The sequence below is a fragment of the Halorubellus salinus genome, from assembly GCF_020567525.1.
In the GTDB taxonomy this organism is placed as follows: Archaea; Halobacteriota; Halobacteria; order Halobacteriales; family Natrialbaceae; genus Halorubellus; species Halorubellus salinus.
Map to the genome: position 1 here is coordinate 422,582 of NZ_JAJCVI010000005.1, position 24,911 is coordinate 447,492.

The window sequence follows — 24,911 nt, forward strand, 5'->3', positions numbered from 1 at the left end:
TTCACACACTACGGCGTCGCCCTACGAAAAGCACCCGGACGCACCCCCGGTGATCGGATCGGTGCGTCGCCGCAGCAGCGCTCACACCCGCGAAGACTCACGAGAACAAGTACAGCCATGGTACGTCGCCCGTGCCCGTCGCGGTGCCCGTTTCGTCCGTACTCGCTGCCGCGACGCCGTCCCAGGACCCCTCGACGGCCTCCCAGCCCTCCTCGCGGCCACCGATGGGGTGCATGGTCGTCACGTCGTCGTCGTGCGACCAGACGTCCGCCATCGCACTCGCGTCCCCGTTCGCCATCGCCTCCAGGGCGCCGTAGAACCGGTCGAAAGCCGCTCGAACGTCACGCTCCGCCGTTACGGCTGTCGAAGCCATTACGACGCTCACTTAAGTATACGCTCATCGGGTATCTAACTCGGAAATACCGCACGCGGTCGTGCCGCAACTCGAACCTTGATGGCTCGGCACCCGGTTGTCGAGTCTATGAGCGCGATGCCGGAATCAGTCGTCGTGACGGGTGCACTGGGTGGTGCGGGTCGGTGGGTCGTCGACAGACTCGCCGACACGGACGCCGATATCCTCGCCATCGACCAGGGACTCCCCGAGGCAGCGGGGCCCGAGGGCGTGGACTTCAGGGCCGCCGACCTCACCGATTGCGGCGAGACGTTCGACCTCCTCGACCGGACGAGACCGGACGCGGTCGTCCACCTCGCCGCGATCCCCGACCCCCTGAATCACGCCGGGAGTCGCGTCTTCCGGAACAACGTCCTCAGTACGTACAACGTCCTCGACATCGCGGGACGCGTCGGCGCGGACGTCGCATGGACGTCGAGCGAGTCCGCGTACGGGTTCCCGTTCGCCACGGAGATACGCCCGCCGGAATACCTCCCTATCGACGAGTCACACCCGATGCGGCCCGAGGACCCCTACGGGACGTCGAAGGTGCTCGGCGAGACCGTCGCGGACATGGTCGTGCGACGGGACGGCATCTCGGTGACCTCCATCCGGCCGTCGTGGATCCAGTACCCGGGGTCGTACGTCGCCTGCGACGTACAGAACGAGTTCGACATCGAGGCGCTGGCGGCCGACCCCGTCGGCGCCGTCGGCGGCGGCACGGGGAACTTCTGGTCGTACGTCGACGTCCGGGACGTCGCGGACATGATAGTCGGGACCCTCGAGGCCGACCGCGACGGCCACGAGGCGTTCAACTGTCACGCGAAAGATAACTTCGTGGACGTCCCGACCCGAGCGCTCTTCGACGCCCTCCTCGGCGACGTCCCCGACCCCTGCGACCTCGACGACGACGAGTCCGCGTTCTCGATGGCGAAAGCCGAATCCGAACTCGACTGGTCGCCGTCGCACACGTGGCGAACGGCCAGGAACGAATCGGTCGACGGGCCAACGTTCGACTGACAGCGGAGGAGGAAGCGGTCGACGGGCCGACGTTCGACTGACAGCGGAGGAGGAAGCGGTCGACGGGCCGACGTTCGACTGACAGCGGAGGAGGAAGCGGTCGACGGGCCGACGTTCGACTGACAGCGGAGGAGGAAGCGGTCGACGGGCCGACGTTCGACTGACAGCGGAGGAGGAAGCGGTCGACGGGCCGACGTTCGACTGACAGCGGAGGAGGAAGCGGTCGACGGGCCGACGTTCGACTGACAGCGGAAGAGGAAGCGGTCGACGGGCCAACGTTCGACTGACGCACCGCTGGCGGCGTGCGAGCGACGCGACTCGCTCGCGCGCGGCGGGGTCTACACGCCGAGCCACTCGTCGTCGCGGACGGGGTAGCCGTTCCGCCGGCAGTGCTTCGCCGCTTCCCGACGCACGTCGCGGCTCCCGGGGAGCGCCTCCTTCTCGTGGATTCGCTCGACGATCCAGTCGGCGATGACGCGGATCGGTTCGTCGTCGTCGTCGGCGTCGACGTCCTCGAGTGCGACGAACGTCTGCTCGTAGCCATCGCGCTGTGACTCGGGGAACTCCGGGTTCGAGAGGGTCGCCGCTGCCTCCACGACGCGCTTCATCGCGCCGGCGACGGTCGGCCGCTGGACGCGCTTGAGGACGGCGTCGGGTGAGTCGAACGTCTCCACCTCCGCGTCCGGGACGAGTTCGCTGACGGCGTACGTGCCGTCGGCCGACTCGACTTCGTGGTCGCCGACCGCGGCGACGACCTCGTGCCCTGTCGCCGGGAACGCGACGGGCTCGAGTTTCGCGTCCAGTTCGACGAGCTCGGCCGGATCGACCGGTGGTTCGGGCTCGTCGGCGCGCGCGACGGCCGCCTTCATGTCGCGCTCGCGCTGGCGTCTGTCGGCGTCGTCCGCCTGTTTCTCTCGACCACTCTTGTTGTCTGCCATTCGATACCATACGTCATCCTTGGGCATAACGCTGTGCACGAGCGGTCACTGCGAGAGCACTTCCAGCGACGACGGCGGCGGCGCACCGCGCACCCGAACCACCCCGGAGAAAGACACTTGCGGCGCCAGCACCGACGTCGAGACGTGACGACCGACCCCTGCGACGGCTGCGGGAAGCGCGTCCGCGTCGCCGGCGGCATCGGCGACATGTGGACCGCCACCGGCCCCTCCGGCGGGATGACCCTCGAGTTCGACGACGGCAGCGAGGAGTTCCTCTGCTTCGACTGCATCGAGGCGCTCCCCGACGACCCGACGCCGGACGACGTCCCCGACGTCGACTCCTCGAACGACGGCGGCGAGGAGACGACCGAGGACGGCGTGGACCCGTAACGCAGTTTGCGCTCGCACCCGTACCGGCGAACATGGTCGCCTCTCGCCGCCGGCTCGTGCTCGCGCTCGCGCTCGCAGTCGTCGGCTCGATCGTCCTCGGCGGCGTCCTCGTGACGGTCCTGGAGCGGTCGGCGGGCGGCCTCGGTGCGGCCGGCGACCCGCTCGTGCTCGCAGCGGTCGTCGGGCTCCTGGGTATCGTCCTCGGCGCGGCGGTCGCGAACGCGCTCGCGGGCCCCGGCGGGCCGAGTGGTCCGGACGGGCCGACGCCCGCGGACGAACGACGCGAGGCCAACGAGTGGCGCGACCCGCCGGGCGTCGACGTCGACGACGAGGAGTGAGTCGCCGCGCGCCAACGGCGACGCCACGGTTGCTGCGCGGTGCCGGTCGCGGGAAGAAGGGCTTTTGCGCGCGGCGTCCTCGGGATAGGATAGTGGATACGGACCGGATCTTCGAGGAGTTCCCCGCGCCGTCGTATCGGGGCGCCCAGGAGCAGGCGCTCCGAGACATCAAGGCGGCGTTCGACGACGGGAACGACGTCGTGCTGGTGCGCGCGCCCACGGGGAGCGGGAAGAGCCTGCTCGCCAGGGCCATCGCGGGCTGTGCGGACGAGGTGGACGAGGTCGCGCCGAGCGAGGCCGCGAGCGCGTACTACACGACGCCGCAGGTCAGTCAGCTCGACGACGTCGAGGGCGACGACCTCCTCCAGGACCTCTCCATCATCCGCGGGAAGAACAACTACAACTGCATCCTCCCCGGGGAGACGGAGACGCCCGTCGACCAGGCGCCGTGCGTGCGCGAATCCGGCTACGATTGCTCGATACAGCACCGCTGTCCGTACTTCTCGGATCGCGCCATCGCGTCGAACCGCTCCATCGCCGCGATGACGCTCGCGTACTTCATGCAGACCGCGGGCTCGGAGGTGTTCCGCAAGCGCGACGTGGTCGTCGTCGACGAGGCCCACGGGCTCGCGGAGTGGGCGGAGATGTACGCGACCGTCGAGCTGTCGCCGGAGACCGTGCCGATGTGGGACGACCTCAAGATACCCGAGATGGACGGGGACGTCGAGCGCGCGGCGCGGTTCGCGGACAGCCTCCAGGGGACCGCGACCCGACGGAAGGACGACCTCCTCGTCGAGACGGAGTTGACGCCCGAGCAGGCGGCCGAACGCGACCGCTTGCAGGAGCTCATCTCCGAGCTCGGGTGGTTCGTGAAGGACTACCGGGACCGCGACTCGGCGACGGAGTGGGTGGTCGACCAGCCCGACGGCGAGGGTTCGCCTGCCAACGTCAAGCCGATGAACCCCGAGAAGTACCTCTCGCACACGGTGTGGGAGCGCGGGAACAAGTTCGCGCTCCTGTCGGCGACGATGCTCGACAAGGACGCGTTCTGTCGCGGCGTCGGCCTCGACCCCTCGAGGGTGACGCTCGTCGACGTCCCGCACACGTTCCCCGTCGAGCACCGGCCGCTGTACGACGTCACGCAGGGGAAGATGACGTTCGAGCACCGCGACGAGACCATCCCGAAGCTCGCGCGCACCATCGTCCAGCTCATGCAGCGTCACCCCGACGAGAAGGGACTCGTGCACTGTCACAGCTACGCGATACAGGACCGACTCCGCGAGCACCTCCGCGACCTCGGCGTCGGCGACCGCCTCCGCGCGCACGGCAAGGACGACCGGGACGCCGAACTGGACGTCTGGAAAGCCCGGCGCGACCCCGAGCTCTTCCTCTCCGTGAAGATGGAGGAGGCCCTGGACCTCGAAGGCGATCTCTGTCGCTGGCAGGTCTTGTGCAAGGCACCGTACCTGAACACGAGCGACTCGCGGGTCGCCCATCGCCTCGAACAGGGCCAGTGGGCGTGGTACTACCGCGCCGCGCTCAGGACCGTCATCCAGGCCTGCGGGCGCGTCGTGCGGTCGCCCGACGACAAGGGGCACACGTACGTCGCCGACTCCAGCCTGCTCGACCTCTTCGAGCGCGCTCGCACCGACATGCCCCAGTGGTTCGCCGCGCAGGTCGACCGCATGAGCGAGCCGACGCTCCCAGAAATCTCAGCGCGCGAGGCGCTCGCCGGAATGAACGGCGCGCGAGCGAACCCGTCGTCGTCGCTCTCGTCGCATCCGAGCGGCAGCGACGACGACGACGGCGACGACGGCGACGACGAGGGCCAGCGCTACGGGTCGCGGCGCCGTCGCTCGCGGAAACAGGGCTCGGAGATGGCGGACGTCTGGAACCACGACTGACCGTCGGCCGGTCGTGGCGGCCGACGACGGCGCGTACGGTGGTCGCGGCGACTGCTCAGATGAAGCTGATGGCGTACGCGACGCCGGAGAGCACCATCATGCCGACCATGAGGACGGCGAACAGCTGTTGTCGGTCCATGCGGACGTGTTCCGCCCGCAGGGATTTGAAGGGTTCGGACGGGTCAGGGCTCGATACGCCTCCGCCCGCGTCTCGCCGTTTTCGTCCGGCGTGGGGCGGCCGCGTCAGGCGTCGGTGCCGTACGGCGCGGCCTGCTCCTCGGGGTCGGGCGTCGTCCGCCGGTAGCGCGTGACCCGGAGGTAGATGTACGCGGCGGCGACGACGACGCCCGCCCACGTCAGCGACGCGGCGAACGCGCTCGTCACCGTCGCGGCGACCTCGCTGGGAGTCCCGCCGAGCGGGTCGACGAACCACCCGAGGACGACCGCCGCGACCTCGCCAGCGAGCCGGAATCCGAAGAGCAATACGACGACCGTGGCGGCCTCGCCGAGGACGGCGGACCGGTCTCGTTCTGGACGCATCGTACCCCTGGCTTCCCGCTACCCAATAAAAGGGGGTCGTGGTCGTTCGCGCCGTTCACGACGGTTCACGAGAAGATTCGAACGGCCGCGAGCGAGGCTCTTGGAACTTCTCGGGTGGTTTTGAACGACCGAAATGCGGCTCGGTATCGCGACACGTGCCCGAACTCAGTCGACGGTGGCGTCGACGACGACGTGCGCGACGCCGGCGCTGTGGGACTTGACCGTTCGGACGGCGTCGACGGTCGCGTCGCGACCGTACTCGCTGACGGCGTCGCGGAGGCGGTCGGCGGGCCCCTCGGGGAGCTCGGACTCGTGGACGGCGGCGTGGACGTGGAGGACGCCGCCGGGTTCGACCGCGTCGAGCGCGGCATCGAGGTACTCGAACGCCTCCAGCGCGCGATTCACGTCGTCCTCGTCCTCTTCGTTCGACTCGCCGGCGTCGGCTTCGCTGACGCCGTAGTACCCCATGACGACGCGGTCGGCGGTCGCGTCGACGTCACGACAGTCGCCGAGGACGGCGTGGAGGCGGTCGGTGACGTCGTTCAGCTGGGCGTTCTCGACGAGGTACCGGTACGCTTCGGGGTTCAGTTCGACGGCGGTGACGTCGGCGCCCGCTCTCGCCATCGGAAGCGCGAAGTACCCGATGCCGGCGAACATGTCGAGCACGCGCTCGCCCTCGGCGACGACGTCGCCCATGTGGACGCGTTCGGCCTGATTCCCGGGCGAGAACATGACCTTCGCGCAGTCGAGCGCGTACCGCGTGCCGTGCTCGACGTGCACGGTCTCGGTGTCGCCGGACCCGGCGACGACGCGCAGGTCCGGCGTCCGGTGGACGCCCGAGACGCCGCTGCGGACGCAGACGGTGTCCGCGTCCCCGTGGAGTTCGAGGAGGGCGTCGCCGAGTTCGGCGTCGTCGTGGTAGTCGCCGTCGTCGACGAGCACCACGGAGCCGACGACCGCCCACGACCCCGGCGCGGTCGCGATCGCGTCCTCGCTCCACCCGCGCTCTCTGAGGTAGTCCGCGAGGTCCCGCGACCGGTACTCGGGGTCGGGCTGGCGGACGACGCGCCGGACCTGGGTCTCCTGGGGCGCGCTCGTGACCGGGAGTGCGACGGTGTCCGCGTCGAACGCTCGCACAGCGCGGTCGTCGTCGTAGATACCCTCGGCGCGCAAGCCGGCGGTCGCGACCTCCGCGCGCGGCTTCACGACGACCGCCGCGAGCGGCGCGTCCCGGTCGTCGCTCGCCGCGTCGAGCGCGCGGCTGTCCGCTGGCTCGTCGTCGGCGTCGAGCGCGCGGCTGTCCGCTGGCTCGTCGTCGGCGTCGAGCGCGCGGCTGTCCGCTGGCTCGTCGTCGGCGTCGAGCGCCCGACCGTCTTCGGGGTCGTCGGTCATTCGTCGGGGAGGACGTGCAGGCCGTTCCGATGGCGGAGCACGGGCACCTCGGTCCCGGGGTCGGCGTCGAGGTAGTCCGGCCGGGCGACGGTCGTCGACTGGTACGTCTCCGGGTCCAGCACCTGCACGGCGTGCTCGTCCTCGTACGCGACGAGCGTCGTCGGCACGCCGTCGTCGATGGTGCCGAGTTTGCGGGCGTCCGGGGCGTCCCCGACCTCGTAGCTCGCCTCGAAGCGCTCGCCGGACGCCAGCCGGAGGCCCTTGAGGTTCCCCTGCACCGAGCGCACGAGGATGGGGCCGTCGCCGTCCTCCGGGTCGATGACGTCACCCGGCCGGAACTCGGGGAGACGCACGGCGTACGTGACCCGATACACTTCGTTCCCGTCCTCGTCCTCCGTGACGAGCGTCTCGTGGTCCTCCCAGTCGCCGCCGAACTCCTCGGTGACCTTGCTCGCGACCTTCTTCCCGAGGTTCGTCGTCGAGAGCTTGACGTTCAAGCCGTCGCCATCGTCCGCCATCTCGGAGACGAACGCGTCCCGCGACCCCGTCGCCTCCATGTCCGCGACGAGCTCGTTCGCGATGGCCTTCGCGCGCTCGACCTCGTCCGTGTCGGGGAGACGGTCGACGGCGCGCACCTGGACGACGCTCGCGTAGTAGTCGCCCGCGATGCGCCCGCAGCGCTGGCACGTCTGTCGCGCGATGCTCACGGGCACCGTCACGTGCGCTTCGCGGAACTGGCCGCGGACGACCCCGGAGAACGAGCAGTGCATCTTCACGTTGTTCTGGTCGACCTGCTCGGGGTCGACCTCCCACGTGACGTCGTGCGCGTCGACGTGTACGGCGAGGGATTCGGCGACCTCGTCGATGGCGACGTCCGTGTAGTCCTTCGCGCCGACGTCCACCCAGCGATTCCCGCGGTGCACGGCACCGCAGCGCGCACAGACTTCGACCCGGAGGCGCTCGGGCGCGTCCACGAGCTCGAACTGGTCGAAGTAGCAGTCGTCGCAGACGCCGACCTCGGACTTCCCGAGCGGGTCCCGCGCCGCGTGCTCGCTCAACGGCTCCCCGCAGCGCGGACAGAGCACGCTCGACTCGCTCGACACCGCGTCCCCGTCCCCGTGCCCGAGGAGCTCGTCGGCAGGGCCGACGTGACTGTCGGCATCGTCAGCGTGGTCGGCGTGGTCGTCGGTGTCGGGTGGGCTGCTTGGGTCGTCGGCGTCGGCGTCCGCGTCGGTCATTACCCGATTCGTACGGCGTTCGCGCCGAAAAGGCTCGCGGTACGCGCGTCGCGAGCGTGCCGGGAGCGGTCGGGAGCGTGGTTGGCGTCGGCGGGAGCGTACTCGACGCCGCCGACCACCGGCGAACTGGGCGTGCGAGCGCTCGCGGTCGCGTTCCAGGTGCCTGCAACGGTGTCGTGGACGTCCCTCGCAGCGGGTGCGTCGAGCGCGCCGAATGCGGGCGTGCTCTCGGGGCGGAGTCGCGCGCTCTGGAACGTCGGAACGTCGCTCCCGTCGACGTCGAGGATCACCTCGAGCCGGTAGCGCGCGCTGTCGGGCGAGAAGTCGGCCAGCGACGCGGGCGCGCTCCCGGCGTCGATGCGGGCGCTCCGGTGCTCGAAGTCGCCGTCGCCGTCGGGGTCGGACTCGACGACGATCTCGACGTCGCTCGCGCCGGGCGTGGTCGCGACGACGTCGACGAGTTCGAGCGTGCTCGGGTCGACGGGGTCGTCGAACCGCTCCAGTTCCGTGGTGACGACGCGGTCACTGACCGGGTCGACGCCGCGGACGTACAGCCCGGCGGTCGTCGACGCGTCGAGCGCGCGCTCGTACACCCGGACGTCGTCGACGCGACCCGTGTAGTGGACGTCGTTCCGGTCGCCGTCGAACGACGACGCCTCGGAGCCGTCGCCGATGAACGCGTACCGCGTCGCGCCCGTCCCGACCGGGGCGCCACCGTAGACGTTCGACCGGGACGCGTCCTCTTGCCCGTCGACGACGATGCGTTTCTCGCCGTCGTCGTACACGCCGCAGGCGAGGTGCCAGTCGCCGTCGTTGTACGAGTCGGTCGTGTAGAGGTCGTCGATGGTGCCCGAGCGCGAGGTCGTGGAGAACCCGACGCGGCCGTCGCCGTGCACGTAGAGGTTGAAGTACTCGCTGCGGTCGAAGTCCAGCAGCGCCCAGTTGTCCATCTGCCCGCCGCTGCTGTGCGTGGTGCGGAACCACGCGCACGCCGTGAACTCCGAGAGCGCGCCCTGGGTGTCGTAGGAGGCGTTCAGTGCGACGTGCTCGGCGTCCGCGAACTCGAACGCGGTCCCGTGGACGCCGGACCTCCCGCCGAACGCGTACGCGGTCCCGGACGGCGTGCCGTTCGCTGGCTCGCTGTCGACGACGGGGAACCCGCCCGAGGCGGAGGGCTGGTCGTCGAGCGGATAGTAGCGCTCGAGGTCGGCCGAGGGGGCGGTCGCGGGGTCGCTCGCGTCCCCGACCTCGCTCGCCGAGAGCGCGGTCGCGTACAGACGGACGTCGTCGACGCGACCCGTGTAGTGGAGGTCGTTCCGCGAACCGTCGAACGACGACGCCTCGGAGCCGTCGCCGATGAACCCGTACCGGGTGGTGCCCGAGCCGAGCGGGTCGCCGCCGTGAACGTTCGCGACCTCGGCTTCGAGCGCGCCGTCGACGTAGATGCGTTTCGTGCCGTCGTCCGCGTAGACCGCGCAGGCGTGATGCCACGCGCCGTCGGCGTACGTGCTCGCGGTCGCCTGGTCGTGGACGGCGCTGCCGGTGCCCGCGGTCGCGCTCGTCGAGAACCCGACGGAGCCGTTCCCGAGCACGTAGAGGTTGAAGTACTCGCTGCGGTCGAAGTCGAGCAGCGCCCAGTTGTCGAACTCGCCCGTCGAGTCCTCGCTCGTCTGGAACCACGCGCACGCCGTCAGCTCGGGGAAGGCGTCGGCGCTCGCGTACGACGCGCGGAGCGCGGCGTGGTCGTTCCCGTCGAACGCGTACGCGTTGCCGTGTTCCCCGTCGGCGAGCGTCGCGCCTCTCGCGTACGCCGGGTCGCCGCTGCCGCCGGTCCCCTCGTCCTCGTCGAGCGCGTACCAGAGCGTCCGTTCGCGGGTCGGGTCGAGCGAGAACGTGAGGCCGGCGGCGCTCCCGCCGACGGTGTAGGACGCGAGGACGAACGACCGGTCGCCGCGCTCGAACACGACCTGGACGCGGTCGCCGGGCGCGTACGTCCACGGCACCGTCTCGTTCCCCGTCGCCGCCCCGGTCGCGTCGTCGAGCACGAACCGGCCGTCGCTCCGCACGACGCCGTCCGCGCCACCCGTCCACGCGTACTCGCTGACGGTGCCGCTGCTCGCGTCCCGTGCGCGGACGGTGAGCGTCCCGCTCCCGGTGGTGTCGAGGCCGTCCCCGCCGGCGTGCGCGAACCGGACCTCGCCGACGGACTCGTCGTAGGACGCGTCGAGCTTCGCCTGCGGCGCCGGGTCGGTGACGCTCCCGCCGAGGTCGAGCACGAACACGCCGACGGCGCCGACGAGTACGATGCTCAACGCGACGAGCAGCAGGATGGCGATCGGCGACGTCGCGCCGCGGTCGGTCGCGTCGCTGCCGGCCGCGCTGCGGTCGCTCGTGCCGATGGCCCACCCCGTCCTCGCGGGACCCCCGGCACTCCCCCCGGAGTGCATGGATTCGAATCCGTACGCGGCGACGAAAACCCTTTGGGCAGGCCGGTTGCGGGCGCTCGCGACCCACTCGTTCAGAAGTCGGCGAGCCGTATCCACGCGATGACGGCATGCACGAACCACGCCATCCACGCGCAGAACGCGACCAGGCTCGCCGTGAAGTACGCGGTCGGCGTGCCGACGCTCGCGGCGATGGCGAACGCGCCGACGACGACCGCGACCGCGAGCAGGTTCCGCTCGCGGTGACGGAGTGCGCGGGCAAGGGCGTCGGTCGCGGGACGCTCGGTCACGCCAGCCACGACGACGCGCGACCACATAATTCTGGCCGCCCGCGGTACGGACCCGGCGTTCGTCGCGCCCACTGGCCGTGGTTCGTCGCACCGGCCAGCCGCGGGTTCAAGTGCGATGCCGGGGCGACGTTCGACAGGCCTTTGCGGCCACGAACCTCATGCCTCTTCCAGTGACAGCGGACGCCGGCGACGACGCGAACCCACCCGAGGACGACGCGGACAGCGACGCGGCCGCGAGCGAGGACGCGGACGGTTCCGCGGCCGAGGACGCGCCCGCGTGGGCGGACGTCTTCGGCCACCCAGAACCCTATCCCGAGCAGGAGGACGGTATCGACGCGGCCGTCGACACCGCTCGCGACGGCGGGTTCACCGTCCTCGAGGGCGCCTGTGGGACGGGGAAGACGATGCTCGCGCTGACTGCGGGTCTGCACCTCGTGCGCGACCCCGACAGCGACTTCGAGCGCGTGATGGTGTTGACGAGCGTGAAACAGCAGTTGCGGCAGTTCGAGGCGGACCTGGAGACGATCAACGCGAACCTGCCGAGCGACTACGACCCGGTGAGCGCGATGACGCTCGTCGGGAAGGCCGGCGTCTGTCCGTACGAGCGCGAGGGCGCCGCGGGGTTCGGGCAGGGGTCGGTGTACGACCGCTGCGAGACCCTGCGGGAGAAGACCCGCGACCTCACCGGCGAGGGCGGGGAGACGTCCGCGGACTCGCTCGCCGGGCAGGCCCGGAGTCAGCAGGTCGACCTCGCCTCGGGGCCGTCGGCCTCGGCGGGCGCGACGTACCTCGAGAGCGCGGGCGAACCGTCGCCGTATCCGCGCGACATCCCCGAGCACGGGACCGACCGGACGACCGTCGAGTACTGTCCGTTCTACGCGCAGTACCTCGCTGACCTCCCCGAGGACGGCGACGCCGCCGAGGGCATCCCCTTCGACGTGACCGACGCGGGCCTGATGCGTCCCGACGACCTCGTCGCGGCGGGCATGGAGTACGGGACGTGCCCGCACTCGCTGATGGGCGTGCTCCTGAACGAGGTGGAGGTCGTCGTCGGGAACTACTATCACGCGTTCGACCCGACGACCGTGGAGGCGTTCACGGGCGCGCTGCTGGACGACTCGACGTTCGTCGTCTGCGACGAGGCGCACATGCTCGAACCCAGGGTCAGAGGTCTCGTGAGCGACGGCGTGGCCGACCGCACGCTGCGCGACGCGGAGGCCGAGCTGACCAGAGTGATTCAGCCGGTCGCGTTCGACGAGGACGGCGCGGGCGACGCGACCCAGCACACGAAGGCGGACGCGGAGCTCGTTCGCGGGGAGCTCGCCGAGACGGACCTCGACATCGAGGACGTCCGCGCCGTCCGCGACTTCGTGCGGGACCTCCGCGAGGAGCTGTCGCGACGCGTCGAGGCGCACCTCGACCGCGAGCACAGGGGGTGGCGTGCGGACCTCGCGGACCTCCCAGATGCGGAGATTCCGCTCCGGGACCCGGAGACGCCCCAGGAGGACGAACTGACGGAGTGGGCCGAACGCGCCGGGTACGGCCCGAACTTCTGGACGACCGCGGAGTCGGTCGGTGCGACCGCCCAGCGCATCCTGAACGAGCAGGCCGACGAGGAGAAGCAGCGCGCGTGCGCCACCGCCGGCCGCGTGCTGTCGGCGTGGCAGACCCGCGACCACACGCGGTACTTCCGCGAGATCGACCTGGAGCGGACGTGGGACGACGCGGAACCGCCCGAGACGTGGCGTCGGGCGTACAACGCCCACCTGAGCATCCAGAACTGCGTGCCGTCGGACGTCCTCGCCGAGCACCTCGCCGAGTTCGGCGGTGGCGTCCTCATGAGCGCGACGCTCGAACCGATCGACGTGTTCGCGGAGGTCACGGGCCTCGACGCCCTGGAGCGCGAGGGGCGGCCCGTGGAGACCCGGACGTACGGCCTGCACTTCCCGGAGGCGAACCGCGAGAGCTTCGCGGTGGCTGCGCCGAAGTTCACGTACCAGAACCGCGGGCCGACGCCCGAACCAGGCCAGATAGAGCCCGCCGAGGGTAACGAGACCCGACGGGTGTACGTCGACGCCGTGAGCGAGGTCGCGGGCATCGAGGGGAACGCGCTCGTGGGGATGCCGAACTACGCGGAGGCGGCGTGGATGGCGAGTGCACTCGAATCGGTGCTCGACAAACCCGTGCTGCTGGACGAATCCAGTGCGGACGACGCGACCGAGGCGCTGAAGGACGACTTCTTCGCTGGCGAAGGGAAGGTGCTGGTCACCTCCCTGCGCGGGACGCTCACGGAAGGCGTGGACTACGAGGGCGACCGCCTGCAGGCCGCCGTCGTCTGCGGCGTCCCCCTGGTCAATACGGCGAGTCCCCGGACCAAGGCGGTCCAGCGCGCGTACGACGACGCGTTCGGGAACGGCTTCGAGTACGCGCTGACGGTGCCCGCGGTCCGCAAAGCGAGACAGGCGGTCGGGCGGGTCATCCGTGGCGTCGACGAGGTCGGCGTGCGCGTGCTCGTCGACGAACGGTACGCGCGGGACTCCTGGAACTCGGTGCGTGACTTCATCCCTGCGGTCGAGCGCGAGGAGTTCCAGCCCGTGAGTCCCGACATGCTGAATCTCGCGATGGACCGGTTCCGGGCGAAGCTGGACTGACTCGGTGGTCGGTCCCGTCCGTTCTGCGTCACCGGTTGCGGTTATAGCGATTGCACCGCGTCGCCGCTGGCGCGGACGTCGAACTCGAACGTCCACGCGCTCGCTGGCTGGGTGAGGACGTGCCAGACGGTGTCGGCGATGGCGTCGGGGTCGGTCCACGTGTCGTGGTCGGGGTAGCGCTCGCGGAGCGCGGGCGTGTCGAGCCAGCCGTCGACGAGGAGGTGTGCGACGTGCACGCCCTGCGGGGAGAGGTCGTCGGCGTACGCGCGCAGGAGACCGCGGAGGCCGTGGCGGGCGGCGCCGCGGGCGGGACTGCTGGAGGCGGTGGTGGCGGCCATGGAGTTCGTCGCGAGGATGGCGCCGGTCGCGTCGGCGTCCTCGTCTGCGGCGTCCGCGGGCGTCCGGAGGTCGTCGAGCGCGGCGTTCGTCCAGCGGACGGCGGCGTCGACCTGCAGTCGCCAGCACGTCTCGACGGCGTCGGGCGTGGTCTCGGCGACGCCCCGGCCGGCGTCGTCTGGCCCGGGGAGGTTCAGGACGAGCGCGTCCACGGGCCCGTGGGCGTCGCGGACGGCGTCGACGGTCGTGGCGACGTGCTCGGGGTCGGTCGCGTCCCCCGCGCAGGGGTCGACGACCCCGGGCTCGGGGGCGTCGGCGGCGAGCGATTCGAGGCGGTCCGCGGAGCGGGCGACGGCGGCGACGGCGACGCCCTCGCTCGCGAGCCGGTGGACGACGCGCTCGCCGAGTTCGGGGCCGACGCCGACGACGATGGCGGTCTCGACGTCCATGCGCCCGCCTAGTCGTGTCGGCGTCTTAGTACCACGCGTCGGGGCGACGCGACCCGGAACCGAACCGGCGGCTGGTTCGCGACGGCGTCGCCACGCCGTCCCCTCGCCGGAACGCGTCGACCGGGGGACTGGTCCACCCGAAGACACTTGCCCGTCTCGACGGTTCGCTCGTTCATGAAGCGTCGTGCTGCCCTGACCACCACGGCCACCGCCCTCTCCCTGCTCGCCGGGTGTCTGTCCGACGCACCGGGCGCGCCCCGCGAGTCCGACCCCGTCGCCACCGACAGTTCCGTCCAGTCGACAGGTGGGGCCGGTGACGAGTCGACTGCGCCGACGTCCCGCGGGCCGACGCGCGGCGAGAGCGACGCCGACGTCGAGACGCGGGTCGTCGAATCGGACGCCGACGTCGAGTACCTGGCGGACGAGCACGCCGTCCGGTACGTCGCCAGGTGGCGCAACGAGGGCCGGGGCGAGGACGGCGAGCCCACCCGGGAACCCGAGTACGAGACGACGCCGTTCGAGGACTGGGCGGAGATCCAGTGCGTCGAGGCCGCCGGGCGTGCCGCGGCCGACCACGCCGGGGCGGCACTCGGCGCGAGCGACGTCGGGGCCGCGATCAGCAGCGGCGTCGCGGGCGAGGACCTCGCCGCGGTCGTCGTCGTCGAGACCGTGCTCGACCGCGACGGCGAGGTCGTCCGCGAGCCGGCGGTCGGGTTCGACGGGCTGGTCGCGGCGACGCCCGCGTCCGTCGACGCCACCTACGTCATCGCCGACGAGGCGTACAGCATGGACGCGCCCGTGTACGTCAGGCACAGCGTTCTGCGACAGCAGTAGCGACCGCGCCCGGGGTCAGTCGCCGACGGCGACGATTCGCGCGTTCTCGGGTGCGAACCCGAGTTCGACGGTGTCGCTGGCCGGGCGGTCGGCGAGGTGCGCGACGACGCGCGTCCCGCGCCAGTCGCCGTCGACGCGGACGCGCTCGCCGAGGAACGCGGTGTCCGTGACGGCGAGTTCGAGCCGGTTCGCGCCCTCGTCGGGGTCGAGTGCTGCCGGCCGGACGGAGACGGTGACGTGGTCGCCGACCGCGAGCGACGTCGGCGCACCGTGCCCCGATTCCCTGCCGGCGACGCCACCGGCGACCGCGAGCTCGACGTCGTTCGCGCGGACGCGGACGGTGCCGTCGGCGTCGACGCCGGCGAAGGTGCCGTCCAGGAGGTTGTTCTCGCCGACGAACCCGGCGACGAACCGCGTCGCGGGCTCGCGGTACACCTGCTCGGGCGTCCCGACCTGCTCGATGCGGCCATCGTTCACGACCGCGAGCCGGTCGCTGACGGCGAGCGCTTCCTCCTGGTCGTGCGTGACATAGACGGTGGTGATGTCGAGTTCGCGCTGGACGCGCTTGACCTGGCGGCGGAGGTGCTCGCGCAATCGGGCGTCGAGCGCGCTCATCGGTTCGTCCAGCAGGAGGACTTCGGGGCCTGGCGCGAGCGCTCTGGCGAGCGCGACGCGCTGCTGTTGGCCGCCCGAGAGCGACTCGGGGTCGCGGTCGGCGAACCCCGAGAGGTCGACGAGGTCGAGGAGTTCCGCGACGCGCTCGCGGTCGGCGACGCCACCAGGTGGGTCCGCGAAGTTCAACCCGTACGCGACGTTCTCGCCGACGGTCATGTGCGGGAACAGCGCGTAGTTCTGGAAGACGACGCCGACGTCCCGGTCCTCCGGCGGGAGGCCGGTGACGTCGCGGTCGCCGAAGCGGACGCGGCCGGCGCTCGGTCGCTCGAAGCCCGCGATCGTGCGGAGCGTCGTCGTCTTCCCACAGCCCGAGGGGCCGACGAGCGTGAAGAACTCGCCGTCGCGCACGGAGAGCGAGACGGAATCGAGCGCGGTCGTCGAACCGTACGTCACCGAGACGTCGTCGAGCGTCAGGGCCGTCATCGTTGGATGCCTCCGGGCGTCGTGGTGCGTGCGGTGGGTCGCGGTCGCGTCGCGTGAGTGCAGTCGGTCATCGGTCGAACCCTCCGAGGTAGCCGCCGAGTCGGTCGACCGCGACGAAGCTCGCCGCGGTGACGACGAGGAGCACGGAGCCCATCGCCATCGCTGGGCCGAGCGTGCGGCCGAGGTAGCGTTCGACCGCGACCGGCATCGTCGCGGTGCTGGACTGGGTGGCGAGGATGACGGTGGAGTCGAACTCGCCCATGCTGATGGCGAACGCGAACGCGCCGCCGGCGAGGACGCCCGGCCAGACGAGCGGGAGCTGGACGTCCAGGAGCGCGCGGACGCGGGTCGCGCCGAGCGCTCGCGCGGATTCGACGAGCGAGCGGTCGACGGCGGCGAGCTGCGGTTTCACGTTCCGGACGACGAAGGGGTAGGCGGCGACGGCGTGTGCGGCGACGACCGCGACGACGCCCGTCACCTTGAGCGTGTACGGGCCTGGGAGGTCGATGCCGAACACGAGCCCGGTGAGGAGGCCGACGCCGAACACGATGCCGGAGACGGCGACGGGGAGCATCGTGAGCGCGTCGACGACGGTCCGCGTGCGGCCGCGGCCGCTGGAGACGACGGCGACGACGACGCCCATCGGGACGGCGACGAGGAGCGTCGCGGTCGCGAACACGAGCGAGTTCGCGATGGCGTCCAGTGGTTTCGTCTGGAACGCCGCGCCCGTCGCCTGGCGCTGGACGAGGAACGCGTAGTTGTCGAGCGTGAACCCGGTGCCGTCGGTGACCGATTCGGCGAGGAGCGCGACGAGCGGCGCGAGGAAGAGGACGGCGGCGAACGCGCCGTACGCGAGCACGGCGACGCGCTTCGCGTCGAGTGCGCTCAGGTCGGGCAGGAAGCGTTCGCGGTCGACGTCGACGCCCGCGCTCCCGAGCCCGCTCCGGCCGGCCTCGTACCGGAGGTACGCGTACGTGAGCGCGAGCGAGATCGCGGTCTCCATCACGGCGAGCGTCGCGGCCGTCGGGACGTCGAGGTTCTGGGCGGCGTTGTACACCCAGACCTCGACGGTGGCGAGCTGGAGGCCGCCGAGCGCGAGCACGATGGGGAACGTCATGAACGTGAAGACGTACGTGAGGAGCGCGCCCGCCATGACGGCGGGCAGGAGCTGGGGGACGACGACGTCGCGGAACGCGCGGCGTCGCGGCGCCCCGAGGCTCCGTGCGGTCTCGACCATGCGGGCGTCGACGCTCTCCCACGCGCCCGTGGTGACGCGAGCGACGAGGGGTGCGTTGTAGAACGCGTGCGCCAGGACGACGACGAACAGCGGGTTCGTCTCGAGCAGCGACTGGTGGAGGCCGACGACGCCGAGGACGTCGTTCAGGAGGCCTGATTCGCCGAACGCGGCGAAGAATCCGGCGGCGACGAGGATGCCGGGGAGGACGAAGGGCAGGATGGTTATCGAGCGCAGGGTCTTGCGGCCGCGGAACTCGAACGTCGCGAGGACGTACGCCGCCGGGAGGCCGACGAGGACGCTCGCGACGGTGGAGAGGAGCGCTTGCCACGCGGTGAACCCGAACAGGCCGGTGTCGACCGACGGGAGGACGGGCGCGGGATACGGGATCGGGCCGAGGGTCGCGACGCGCACGCCGAACCCGCCGACGAACCCGGCGATCGCGGCGGCGTGCGCGTCGAACGCGAGCGGTGACGCGAGGACGCCCGCGAGGTCGCCGACGTAGAAGTCGTCCGTGAACACCGCCGCGAACCGCGCGACCGACGGCGCGCCGTCGACGCCGAACGCTTCGGAGAACACCACGCCCACGGGCACGTACAGGACGAGGAGGAGGACGACCGCGGTTCCACCGACGCCGACCGCGAGCGCGTGCTCGTCCACGAGCCGCTGGACGAACGCGCGAGACGGCGACCGAGTGGACGACTGTGACACGGGTCGTGATGTGAGAGCGACGATGTTAGCTGCAGCGGTCTGCCGAACTCGACGACGAGGTAGCCGCGAGCGCACACGCCGACTGGTCGGCGGGCGCGCTCGCCGTCAGTTGCTCGCGACGAGCCGCGACCAGTCCTCGACCCACCCGGAGAGGTTCCCCTTCAGTTCGTCGTACCCGAGGGAGACGGGGTCCTCGGGGCGGTACGCGTAGTCGCTGAACGCCGCGGGCAGGTCGACGTGCTCGTCGGTGACCGCGGGGAACTGGACGTTCGAGAGCGCGATCGTCTGCTGGACGTCGCCCCGCAGGACGAAGTCCATGAACGCGTACGCCAGGTCCACCTCGTCGCTGCCCTGGATGACGCCCATCCCCTCGGGGTTCGCGTACCCCTGGTCGTTCGGGAAGCCGACCTGGTGCTTGGCCATGTTCTGGCCGTCGCGGTTCGCGTACACCTGGTCCGTGGAGTACGAGACGACCATCGGTCGCTGGTCGTCGAGGTACGCGCTGTAGGAGTCCCACCACGACCCGAGGACCTTCACGTCGTTGTCGAGCAGGTCCCGCCAGTAGTCGAGGTAGCCGTCCGCGCCCTTCTCCGCGATCGTCCAGAGGAGGAACGCCTGCCCGGTGTCCGTGCCCTGCGCGGTCTGCGCGAGGAGCTTGCTCTTGTACGGGCTCGTGGTGAGGTCGTCGAGCGTCTCGGGGGCGTCGACGTCGCGTTCGTCGTAGACGAGACTGATGTAGCCCGTGTCGTACGCGAGCGCTCGCCCCTTCGGGTCGCCGAACTCGAGTTCGTCGCGGACGTGACTCGCGCGCTCCATCCGCCCGCGGTCGAGGCCCTCGAAGAGGCGCTTGTCCCCGAGGTTCTCGTCGATGCGGACGAGGTCGTCGACGTTCAGGCCGACGTAGACGTCGGCGTCGACGCTCGCGCCCCGCTTGCGTCGCTGGATGTACTCGTTCAGGCCGTTGCTCGGGACGGTGTACTCGACGGTCGCTTCGGGGTACTGCTCCTCGAAGCGTTCCTTGACGAACTTCCCGGGCGCGTCGTAGCTCTCGCTGGGCGCGTTCAGGAACGACTCGTAGGTCGCGACGCGGACGGTCCCGGCGAGGTCCGCGGTCGCTTCGGTCGTCGTCTCGCTCGTCGTGCTCGTCGCGCCGTCGTCGCTCGTGGTGGCGTCGTCGGTCGTCGGCTCCGTGCTCGTACTTCCCTCGTCCTGGACGAGGCAGCCGGCGAGCCCGAGCGCGCTCGCGCTCCCGGCGGCCTGCAGGAAACGACGTCGTCTCATAACTGGGTGGTTGCACCCTGTGGTCTTAAGCGGCGTGATGTGTGGTTGGAACTGGGACGGAATCACGATCGCGAGGGTCGCCCGACCGACGAATAACCGGGCTGACGTGGGTGTGCCGGTCGCGTTCTCGAGACCGACGGCCGTCCGGAGACCCGGGGTGCCGTTCCGGTCTCAGGCGCTGGTCTCGAGCGCGCCGTCGCGCTCGCGCCACTCGGTGAGCGACCCTTCGAAGAAGTCGACGTGCTCGTAGCCGAGCGCGCGGAGGACGACGTACGTGTGACTGATGCGGCGCGCGGTGTTGCAGTAGAGGACGACGCGCTTCGCGGGCGTGATACCGTGCGCTTCGAGGACCTCGCGGCGTTCGGGTTCGGGGAGGAGGCCGCGGGTCTCGTCGTCGACGAGCGCCTTCCAGTCGAGGTTCACCGCACCGGGGAGGTGACCGTCGTCGTACTCGTGGTCGTCGCGCGTGTCGACGAAGACGACCTCGCGGCCGTCGTCGTCGGTCGCCGCGCCGTCCGCGCCGGTGGCGTCGAGGAGCGCCTGGACGGCGTCGGCGTCGATGAGCGGGCGGTCGTCGGGGACCGTCGCCTCGTAGTCGCTCGCCGCGACGGCGGGGGCGTCGGTCGTCGTCTCGTGTCGCTGGTTGTACGCGGCGTAGTCGCCGTCGAGCAGCGCGACGTCGCGGTGCCCGTACATGAGGGCGGTGACGAGGAAGCGCGCGGCGAAGACGCCGTGGGTGTCGTCGTACGCGACGAGGACGTCGTCGCGCTCGACGCCGGCGTCGCGCATGACCTGCGCCCACGCGCTGGCGCCGGGGAGCATCCCGACGTCGGCGTCGCCGTCGCTCCGGAACGAGTCGAAGGGGACGTTCACGGCGCCGGGGACGTGCCCGATGCCGTCGTACTCCCAGGCGTCGCGGACGTCGACGACGCTGACGTCCGCGTCGTCGGCGTGCGTGGCGAGCCAGTCCGCGTCGACGGTCCAGGGGACGCGCCGGCCGTCGGGTGCGTCGTCGCTCGTGGCGGTGTCACCGGTGGCGTCGGTGCTGTCGCGGTCGCGAGCGTGGTCGGTCATGCTCGAGACGTTGTCGCGGCGTCGGGTTAGCCCCTCTGGTCCCGACGGGTTCGCGGGGCACTCGCAGATACCGGCAACGCTCGCTGACTTCGTCTCTATAGTTCACGTACTCGGTCACGACGCCCGCCGCCTCTCCGGTCCGTCGTCGTCCCCGGAATCGCCCCGCCTGGTCGAGGCGACGACCCACCACGACCCCCGCCGCAACCGGCAATATGTTCCGCTACCCTCCACGACAGGATACGACTGCCGGGGGACGACTGGATATATGCAAGGCAACCTATGTAGAACTTGCATGACCGATTACGCAAACGACGTCCTCGTCACCGCCGACTGGGTCGAGGACAACCTCGACGCGTTCCAATCCGACGACTCCGACCACCGACTCGTGGAGGTCGACGTCGACACCGAAGCCTACGACGAGGGCCACGCCCCCGGCGCCATCGCGTTCAACTGGGAGACACAGCTCCAGGACCAGACCACGCGCGACATCCTCAGCAAGGACGACTTCGAGGAACTCCTGGGAAGTCACGGCATCAGCGAGGACGACACCGTCGTCCTCTACGGCGACAACTCGAACTGGTTCGCGGCGTACGCGTACTGGCAGTTCAAGTACTACGGCCACGACGACGTCCGCCTCCTCGACGGCGGCCGCGACTACTGGCTCGAGAACGACTACCCGCTCACCGAGGAGGCGCCCGCGTTCTCCGAGACGACGTACACCGCGAGCGGCCCGCGCGAATCCATCCGCGCGTACCGCGAGGACGTCGAGAACGCCATCGAGCGCGAGATCCCGCTCGTCGACGTGCGCTCGCCCGAGGAGTTCTCCGGCGAGATCCTCGCCCCGCCGGGCCTCCAGGAGACCGCGCAGCGCGGCGGCCACATCCCCGGCGCACGCAACATCTCGTGGGCCGCGGTCACGAACGACGACGGCACGTTCAAGAGCTACGACGAGATCCGCGACCTCTACGCCGAGGAGGGCATCGACGGCGACTCGACGACCGTCGCGTACTGCCGCATCGGCGAGCGCTCGTCGGTCGCGTGGTTCGCGCTCCACGAACTCCTCGGGTACGACGACGCCATCAACTACGACGGCTCGTGGACCGAGTGGGGGAACCTCGTCGGCGCCCCCGTCGAGACCGGCAGCGGCGAGTAACCTGCCTATCGAGCTGTCGGCGTCGTAGCGAGCGCGACGACCGAATCGGCGCGCGGCGAGCACGCGACCGCTCTCTCCTCTCGCAGTCGACTCCGAGTACCGCTCGGTGCGCTCAGTCGGGCTGGAGCCACCAGCCGACGAGGAAGACGGGGATGGCGAAGATGCCGCCGCCGAGGCCGAAGACGAGGGCGACGATGAGGCGCGTGAGTAGCGGGGTGTCGGTGGCGACGAGGAGGAAGAACGCGATGGGGACGACGAGGAGGCTGGCGGCGGTGACGTAGAGCGCGTCGGCGAGCGCGTCGATACCGGAGTCCTGGCGGACGACGACGACGATACCGACGAGGACGCCGAACAGGCCGACGAGGGCGACGGGCAGCCAGAGCGTGGGCGTCTCGCCGAACGCGACGACGAGGACGAACGTGGCGACGAGACCGACGACGACGGTCAACGCGACGGCGCCGACGCGGGAGAGCAGGCCGACGAGCCCCGACTCGTCGTCGGCGTCGGCCGCGCTCCCGGTCGCGGTGCCCGTGCTCGCGGTCTCGGTCGCGCCGGCGCCGTCGGCGCGGCCGGTGGTGCCGTAGTCGCCGACGCTGTCGGGCGTGACGCTCCCCTCGGGGACCGACGCGTCCTCGCTCGCGCCGACCGAGTCGTCCGTCGTCGACGCGTCGTCGGTCCCGACGTTCGCCGGCGAGTCGAACTCGGCGTCGCAGTGCATGCAGTACGTGCTCGTCAACCCGACTGGTTCGCCGCACTCGGGACACACCGGGTCGGTCACGGTGGACTCCCCGCGATGGTCATGGCACTGCACGCGGCCGGGGCGAGCAAAGGCGTTTCGGCGCGGGCCGCTCGGCGCGACGGAACGCACCGCCGCCGCAAGGGTTTACGTGAGACGTAAACCTGGGTGGGTCGACGGCGACGACGACCCGCCTTCGTTCGCGGAGATATGTACTCGAACCCGAGTAGTGGCTCGACGACCGGGACCAGTACGCATATCTCGCGTCCGCGACAACGTCCAGACATGAGCTACGAAGGCCCCACGCAGCTGTACGTCAACGGCGAGTGGACCGAAGCCGAGAGCGGCGATACCATCGAGACCGTCGACCCGGCGACCGAGGACGTGTACGCGACCGTCGAGTCCGCGGGGCCCGCGGACGTCGACGCGGCGGTCGCGGCCGCCGACGCGGCAGCGGCACGCGACAGCGAGTGGCGCCGGATGGGGCCGGCAGAGCGCGGCCAGAAGCTCCGCGCGTTCGCGGACGCCCTCGAGGAGATGAAGGACGAGATCACGCTCGTCGAATCCCACGACAACGGGAAGACGCCGTTCGAGGCCGGCATCGACGTCGGGATGGTCATCGACACGTTCCGGTACTACGCCGGGTGGACCGACAAGATAACCGGGAGTACCATCCCGGTCGACGGCCCGCGCCTGAACTACACGCGCCGCGAACCCCTCGGCGTCACCGCGCACATCAGTCCGTGGAACTACCCGTTCCAGCTCGCCGGGCGGTCGCTCGCACCCGCACTGGCGGCGGGGAACACGGTCGTCCTGAAGCCAAGTAGCGTCACGCCGCTGTCCGCGCTGTACTACGGGAAGGCCGCCGAAGCAGCAGGGTTCCCCGACGGCGTGATGAACGTCATCCCCGGCCCGGGCAGTAGCGCCGGCGGGCATCTCGCGAGTCACGGAGACGTCGAGCACGTCGCGTTCACGGGCTCGACGGAGATCGGGAAGAAGGTCATGGAGGAGGCCAGCGACACCGTCACGGGCGTCACGCTCGAACTCGGCGGGAAGGGCCCGCACCTCGTGTTCCCCGACGCCGACCTCGAAGCGACGGCGAAGGGCGTCCGGAACGGTATCTTCATGAACTGCGGGCAGATGTGCTGGGCGGGCTCGCGTCTCGTCGCCCACGAGGACGTCCACGACGAACTCGTCGACACGCTCGTCGGGATGGTCGAGGACTACCCCCTGGGTTCGGGTATCGACGACGACGGCCGCATGGGGCCCGCGGTCTCGAAGTCCCATCAGGAGGACGTCCTCGACTACATCGAGACCGGGAAGGCCGAGGGTGCGACGGTCGCGGTCGGCGGTGGCGCTCCCGACGACAAGGAGTCGGGGTACTTCATCGAGCCGACGATCTTCACGGACGTCACGAACGACATGACGATCGCGCGCGACGAGATCTTCGGGCCGGTCCTCTCTGTCATCGAGGTCGAGGACGAGGAGGAGGCCCTGGAGGTCGCGAACGATTCGCCGTACGGCCTGATGTCGGGTATCTGGACGAACGACATCAAGCGCGGGCACCGCGTCGCGGAGGGCCTCGAGTACGGGATGGTCTCCATCAACGAGTACCCGGTGACGTTCCCGCAGACGCCGTTCGGCGGGTACAAGGAGTCCGGGTACGGCCGCGAGCAGGGCGAGCAGGCGATTGAGGAGTACACGCAGGTCAAGAACGTCAACGTCAACCTCTACTGACGGCGGCGGTCGTCGCGGCCTCGATTCTCTCGTTTTCGCGCCGGTCAGCGACGGCTGAATCGACTGGGAGGCGGTGTGGTCAGCGACGGCTGAATCGACTGGGAGGCGGTGTGGTCAGCGACGGCTGAATCGACTGGGAGGCGGTGTGGTCAGCGACGGCTGAATCGACTGGGAGGCGGTGTGGTCAGCGACGGCTGAATCGACTGGGAGGCGGTGTGGTCAGCGACGGTTGGGTCGGTCGGGGTCGGTGGTCGAGGGCGTGGGGGAGAGGGCGGCGCCGCAGATGGCGCCGACGATGGCGGTGGGGGTGACGACGCCGGCGAGGTAGGTGGTGTCGCCGAGGAGGACGCTGCCGGCGGGGGTCATGCGGTCGAGGAGGAGAGGAGGACGAGCCAGCGTGCGAGCAGCGGGAGGATGGCGTAGGCGTACGTGGCGGGGTGACCGAGGGCGTCGACGGCGCGGCCGTCGCCGATGCCGTAGCCGACGGTGAGGCCGCCGAGGAGGGGTGCGAGGCCGGCGGCGAGCATCGCGCCGACGGCGGGCGGTTCGGCGAGGCCGGTGGCGAGGGCGCTCCCGAGTGCGGCGAGGCCGGGGACGGCCGCGGCTTCGACGAGGACGCCGGCGACGAGGGCGGCGTACGTCGGGCTGCCGGGGGTGCCGGTGACGAAGTCGCGGACGGCGCGGGCGACGAGGCGCGTCACGCTTCGTCGGAGGGCCGCGAGCGTGGTGTAC

Annotated in this window: 23 protein-coding genes; 8 read left to right on the forward strand and 15 right to left on the reverse strand. The window is 70.7% G+C overall.

What is annotated here, in order from left to right:
• Positions 1–97 precede the first annotated feature (97 nt).
• The gene (locus LI336_RS16285) at positions 98–373 is read right to left on the reverse strand and encodes a nuclear transport factor 2 family protein (protein WP_227134202.1); all 276 of its coding nucleotides are present in this window, start codon (positions 371–373) and stop codon (positions 98–100) included.
• A gap of 108 nt (positions 374–481) precedes the next feature.
• On the opposite strand from LI336_RS16285, the gene LI336_RS16290 reads away from it, so the two are divergent.
• Positions 482–1,411: an NAD-dependent epimerase/dehydratase family protein gene (locus LI336_RS16290; protein ID WP_368408392.1), complete on the forward strand. Its 930-nt coding sequence runs from the start codon at positions 482–484 to the stop codon at positions 1,409–1,411.
• Positions 1,412–1,749: 338 nt separating this feature from the next.
• Here the strand turns inward: LI336_RS16290 and LI336_RS16295 are convergent, their stop codons facing one another.
• A complete protein-coding gene (locus tag LI336_RS16295; RefSeq protein WP_227134203.1) occupies positions 1,750–2,349 on the reverse strand; it encodes a DUF5789 family protein in 600 nt (199 codons plus the stop codon).
• Between the two features lie 144 nt (positions 2,350–2,493).
• On the opposite strand from LI336_RS16295, the gene LI336_RS16300 reads away from it, so the two are divergent.
• The 3 genes from LI336_RS16300 (at position 2,494) to LI336_RS16310 (ending at position 4,981) form a co-directional block, all read left to right on the forward strand.
• Positions 2,494–2,739, forward strand: a complete 246-nt coding sequence (locus tag LI336_RS16300; RefSeq protein ID WP_227134204.1) for a DUF7561 family protein — start codon at positions 2,494–2,496, stop codon at positions 2,737–2,739.
• Positions 2,740–2,771: 32 nt separating this feature from the next.
• A complete protein-coding gene (locus LI336_RS16305) occupies positions 2,772–3,077 on the forward strand; it encodes a hypothetical protein (RefSeq protein WP_227134205.1) in 306 nt (101 codons plus the stop codon).
• Between the two features lie 92 nt (positions 3,078–3,169).
• Positions 3,170–4,981 (forward strand): helicase C-terminal domain-containing protein, encoded by a 1,812-nt coding sequence (locus LI336_RS16310; protein ID WP_227134206.1) that lies wholly within the window; start codon positions 3,170–3,172, stop codon positions 4,979–4,981.
• Between the two features lie 243 nt (positions 4,982–5,224).
• Here the strand turns inward: LI336_RS16310 and LI336_RS16315 are convergent, their stop codons facing one another.
• From LI336_RS16315 to LI336_RS16335, 5 genes are all read right to left on the reverse strand, one after another.
• Entirely contained in the window at positions 5,225–5,521 is a 297-nt protein-coding gene (locus LI336_RS16315) for a hypothetical protein (protein ID WP_227134207.1), read from the reverse strand.
• Between the two features lie 165 nt (positions 5,522–5,686).
• A complete protein-coding gene (locus LI336_RS16320; protein ID WP_227134208.1) occupies positions 5,687–6,913 on the reverse strand; it encodes a class I SAM-dependent methyltransferase in 1,227 nt (408 codons plus the stop codon).
• Complete coding sequence (locus LI336_RS16325; RefSeq protein WP_227134209.1) at positions 6,910–8,151, reverse strand: 60S ribosomal export protein NMD3; 1,242 nt, start codon at positions 8,149–8,151, stop codon at positions 6,910–6,912. The genes LI336_RS16320 and LI336_RS16325 overlap by 4 nt, the downstream gene beginning before the upstream one ends.
• Positions 8,151–10,598: a LamG-like jellyroll fold domain-containing protein gene (locus LI336_RS16330; RefSeq protein WP_227134210.1), complete on the reverse strand. Its 2,448-nt coding sequence runs from the start codon at positions 10,596–10,598 to the stop codon at positions 8,151–8,153. Before LI336_RS16330 ends, LI336_RS16325 begins: the two co-directional genes overlap by 1 nt.
• Positions 10,599–10,669: 71 nt before the next feature.
• Positions 10,670–10,885, reverse strand: coding sequence for a hypothetical protein (locus LI336_RS16335; protein ID WP_227134211.1), 216 nt, complete (start codon positions 10,883–10,885; stop codon positions 10,670–10,672).
• Positions 10,886–11,214: 329 nt separating this feature from the next.
• Here LI336_RS16335 and LI336_RS16340 point away from each other — a divergent pair, with 329 nt between their 5' ends.
• Entirely contained in the window at positions 11,215–13,536 is a 2,322-nt protein-coding gene (locus tag LI336_RS16340; RefSeq protein ID WP_368408396.1) for an ATP-dependent DNA helicase, read from the forward strand.
• 41 nt (positions 13,537–13,577) lie between these two features.
• Here LI336_RS16340 and LI336_RS16345 read toward each other — a convergent pair whose 3' ends face one another.
• On the reverse strand, positions 13,578–14,321 hold the full coding sequence (locus LI336_RS16345; RefSeq protein ID WP_227134213.1) for an SDR family NAD(P)-dependent oxidoreductase: 744 nt from the start codon (positions 14,319–14,321) through the stop codon (positions 13,578–13,580).
• Positions 14,322–14,495: 174 nt separating this feature from the next.
• Here LI336_RS16345 and LI336_RS16350 point away from each other — a divergent pair, with 174 nt between their 5' ends.
• A complete protein-coding gene (locus LI336_RS16350) occupies positions 14,496–15,155 on the forward strand; it encodes a hypothetical protein (protein ID WP_227134214.1) in 660 nt (219 codons plus the stop codon).
• Between the two features lie 15 nt (positions 15,156–15,170).
• On the opposite strand, the gene LI336_RS16355 is transcribed toward LI336_RS16350, so the two are convergent.
• From LI336_RS16355 to LI336_RS16370, 4 genes are all read right to left on the reverse strand, one after another.
• Entirely contained in the window at positions 15,171–16,253 is a 1,083-nt protein-coding gene (locus tag LI336_RS16355; RefSeq protein ID WP_227134215.1) for an ABC transporter ATP-binding protein, read from the reverse strand.
• A gap of 67 nt (positions 16,254–16,320) precedes the next feature.
• Positions 16,321–18,198: an ABC transporter permease gene (locus LI336_RS16360; protein WP_227134216.1), complete on the reverse strand. Its 1,878-nt coding sequence runs from the start codon at positions 18,196–18,198 to the stop codon at positions 16,321–16,323.
• 105 nt (positions 18,199–18,303) lie between these two features.
• On the reverse strand, positions 18,304–19,479 hold the full coding sequence (locus LI336_RS16365) for a thiamine ABC transporter substrate-binding protein (RefSeq protein WP_227134217.1): 1,176 nt from the start codon (positions 19,477–19,479) through the stop codon (positions 18,304–18,306).
• 171 nt (positions 19,480–19,650) lie between these two features.
• On the reverse strand, positions 19,651–20,553 hold the full coding sequence (locus LI336_RS16370) for a sulfurtransferase (RefSeq protein WP_227134218.1): 903 nt from the start codon (positions 20,551–20,553) through the stop codon (positions 19,651–19,653).
• 292 nt (positions 20,554–20,845) lie between these two features.
• Between LI336_RS16370 and LI336_RS16375 the strand changes: the two genes are divergently transcribed.
• A complete protein-coding gene (locus LI336_RS16375) occupies positions 20,846–21,706 on the forward strand; it encodes a sulfurtransferase (RefSeq protein ID WP_227134219.1) in 861 nt (286 codons plus the stop codon).
• A gap of 112 nt (positions 21,707–21,818) precedes the next feature.
• Here LI336_RS16375 and LI336_RS16380 read toward each other — a convergent pair whose 3' ends face one another.
• Positions 21,819–22,517: a hypothetical protein gene (locus tag LI336_RS16380; protein ID WP_227134220.1), complete on the reverse strand. Its 699-nt coding sequence runs from the start codon at positions 22,515–22,517 to the stop codon at positions 21,819–21,821.
• Positions 22,518–22,727: 210 nt separating this feature from the next.
• On the opposite strand from LI336_RS16380, the gene LI336_RS16385 reads away from it, so the two are divergent.
• Complete coding sequence (locus LI336_RS16385; protein ID WP_227134221.1) at positions 22,728–24,179, forward strand: aldehyde dehydrogenase family protein; 1,452 nt, start codon at positions 22,728–22,730, stop codon at positions 24,177–24,179.
• A 219-nt stretch (positions 24,180–24,398) separates the two neighbouring features.
• Here the strand turns inward: LI336_RS16385 and LI336_RS16390 are convergent, their stop codons facing one another.
• A complete protein-coding gene (locus tag LI336_RS16390) occupies positions 24,399–24,545 on the reverse strand; it encodes a hypothetical protein (protein WP_227134222.1) in 147 nt (48 codons plus the stop codon).
• Positions 24,542–24,880, reverse strand: coding sequence for a hypothetical protein (locus LI336_RS16395; protein ID WP_227134223.1), 339 nt, complete (start codon positions 24,878–24,880; stop codon positions 24,542–24,544). Before LI336_RS16395 ends, LI336_RS16390 begins: the two co-directional genes overlap by 4 nt.
• Between the last annotated feature and the right edge of the window lie 31 nt (positions 24,881–24,911).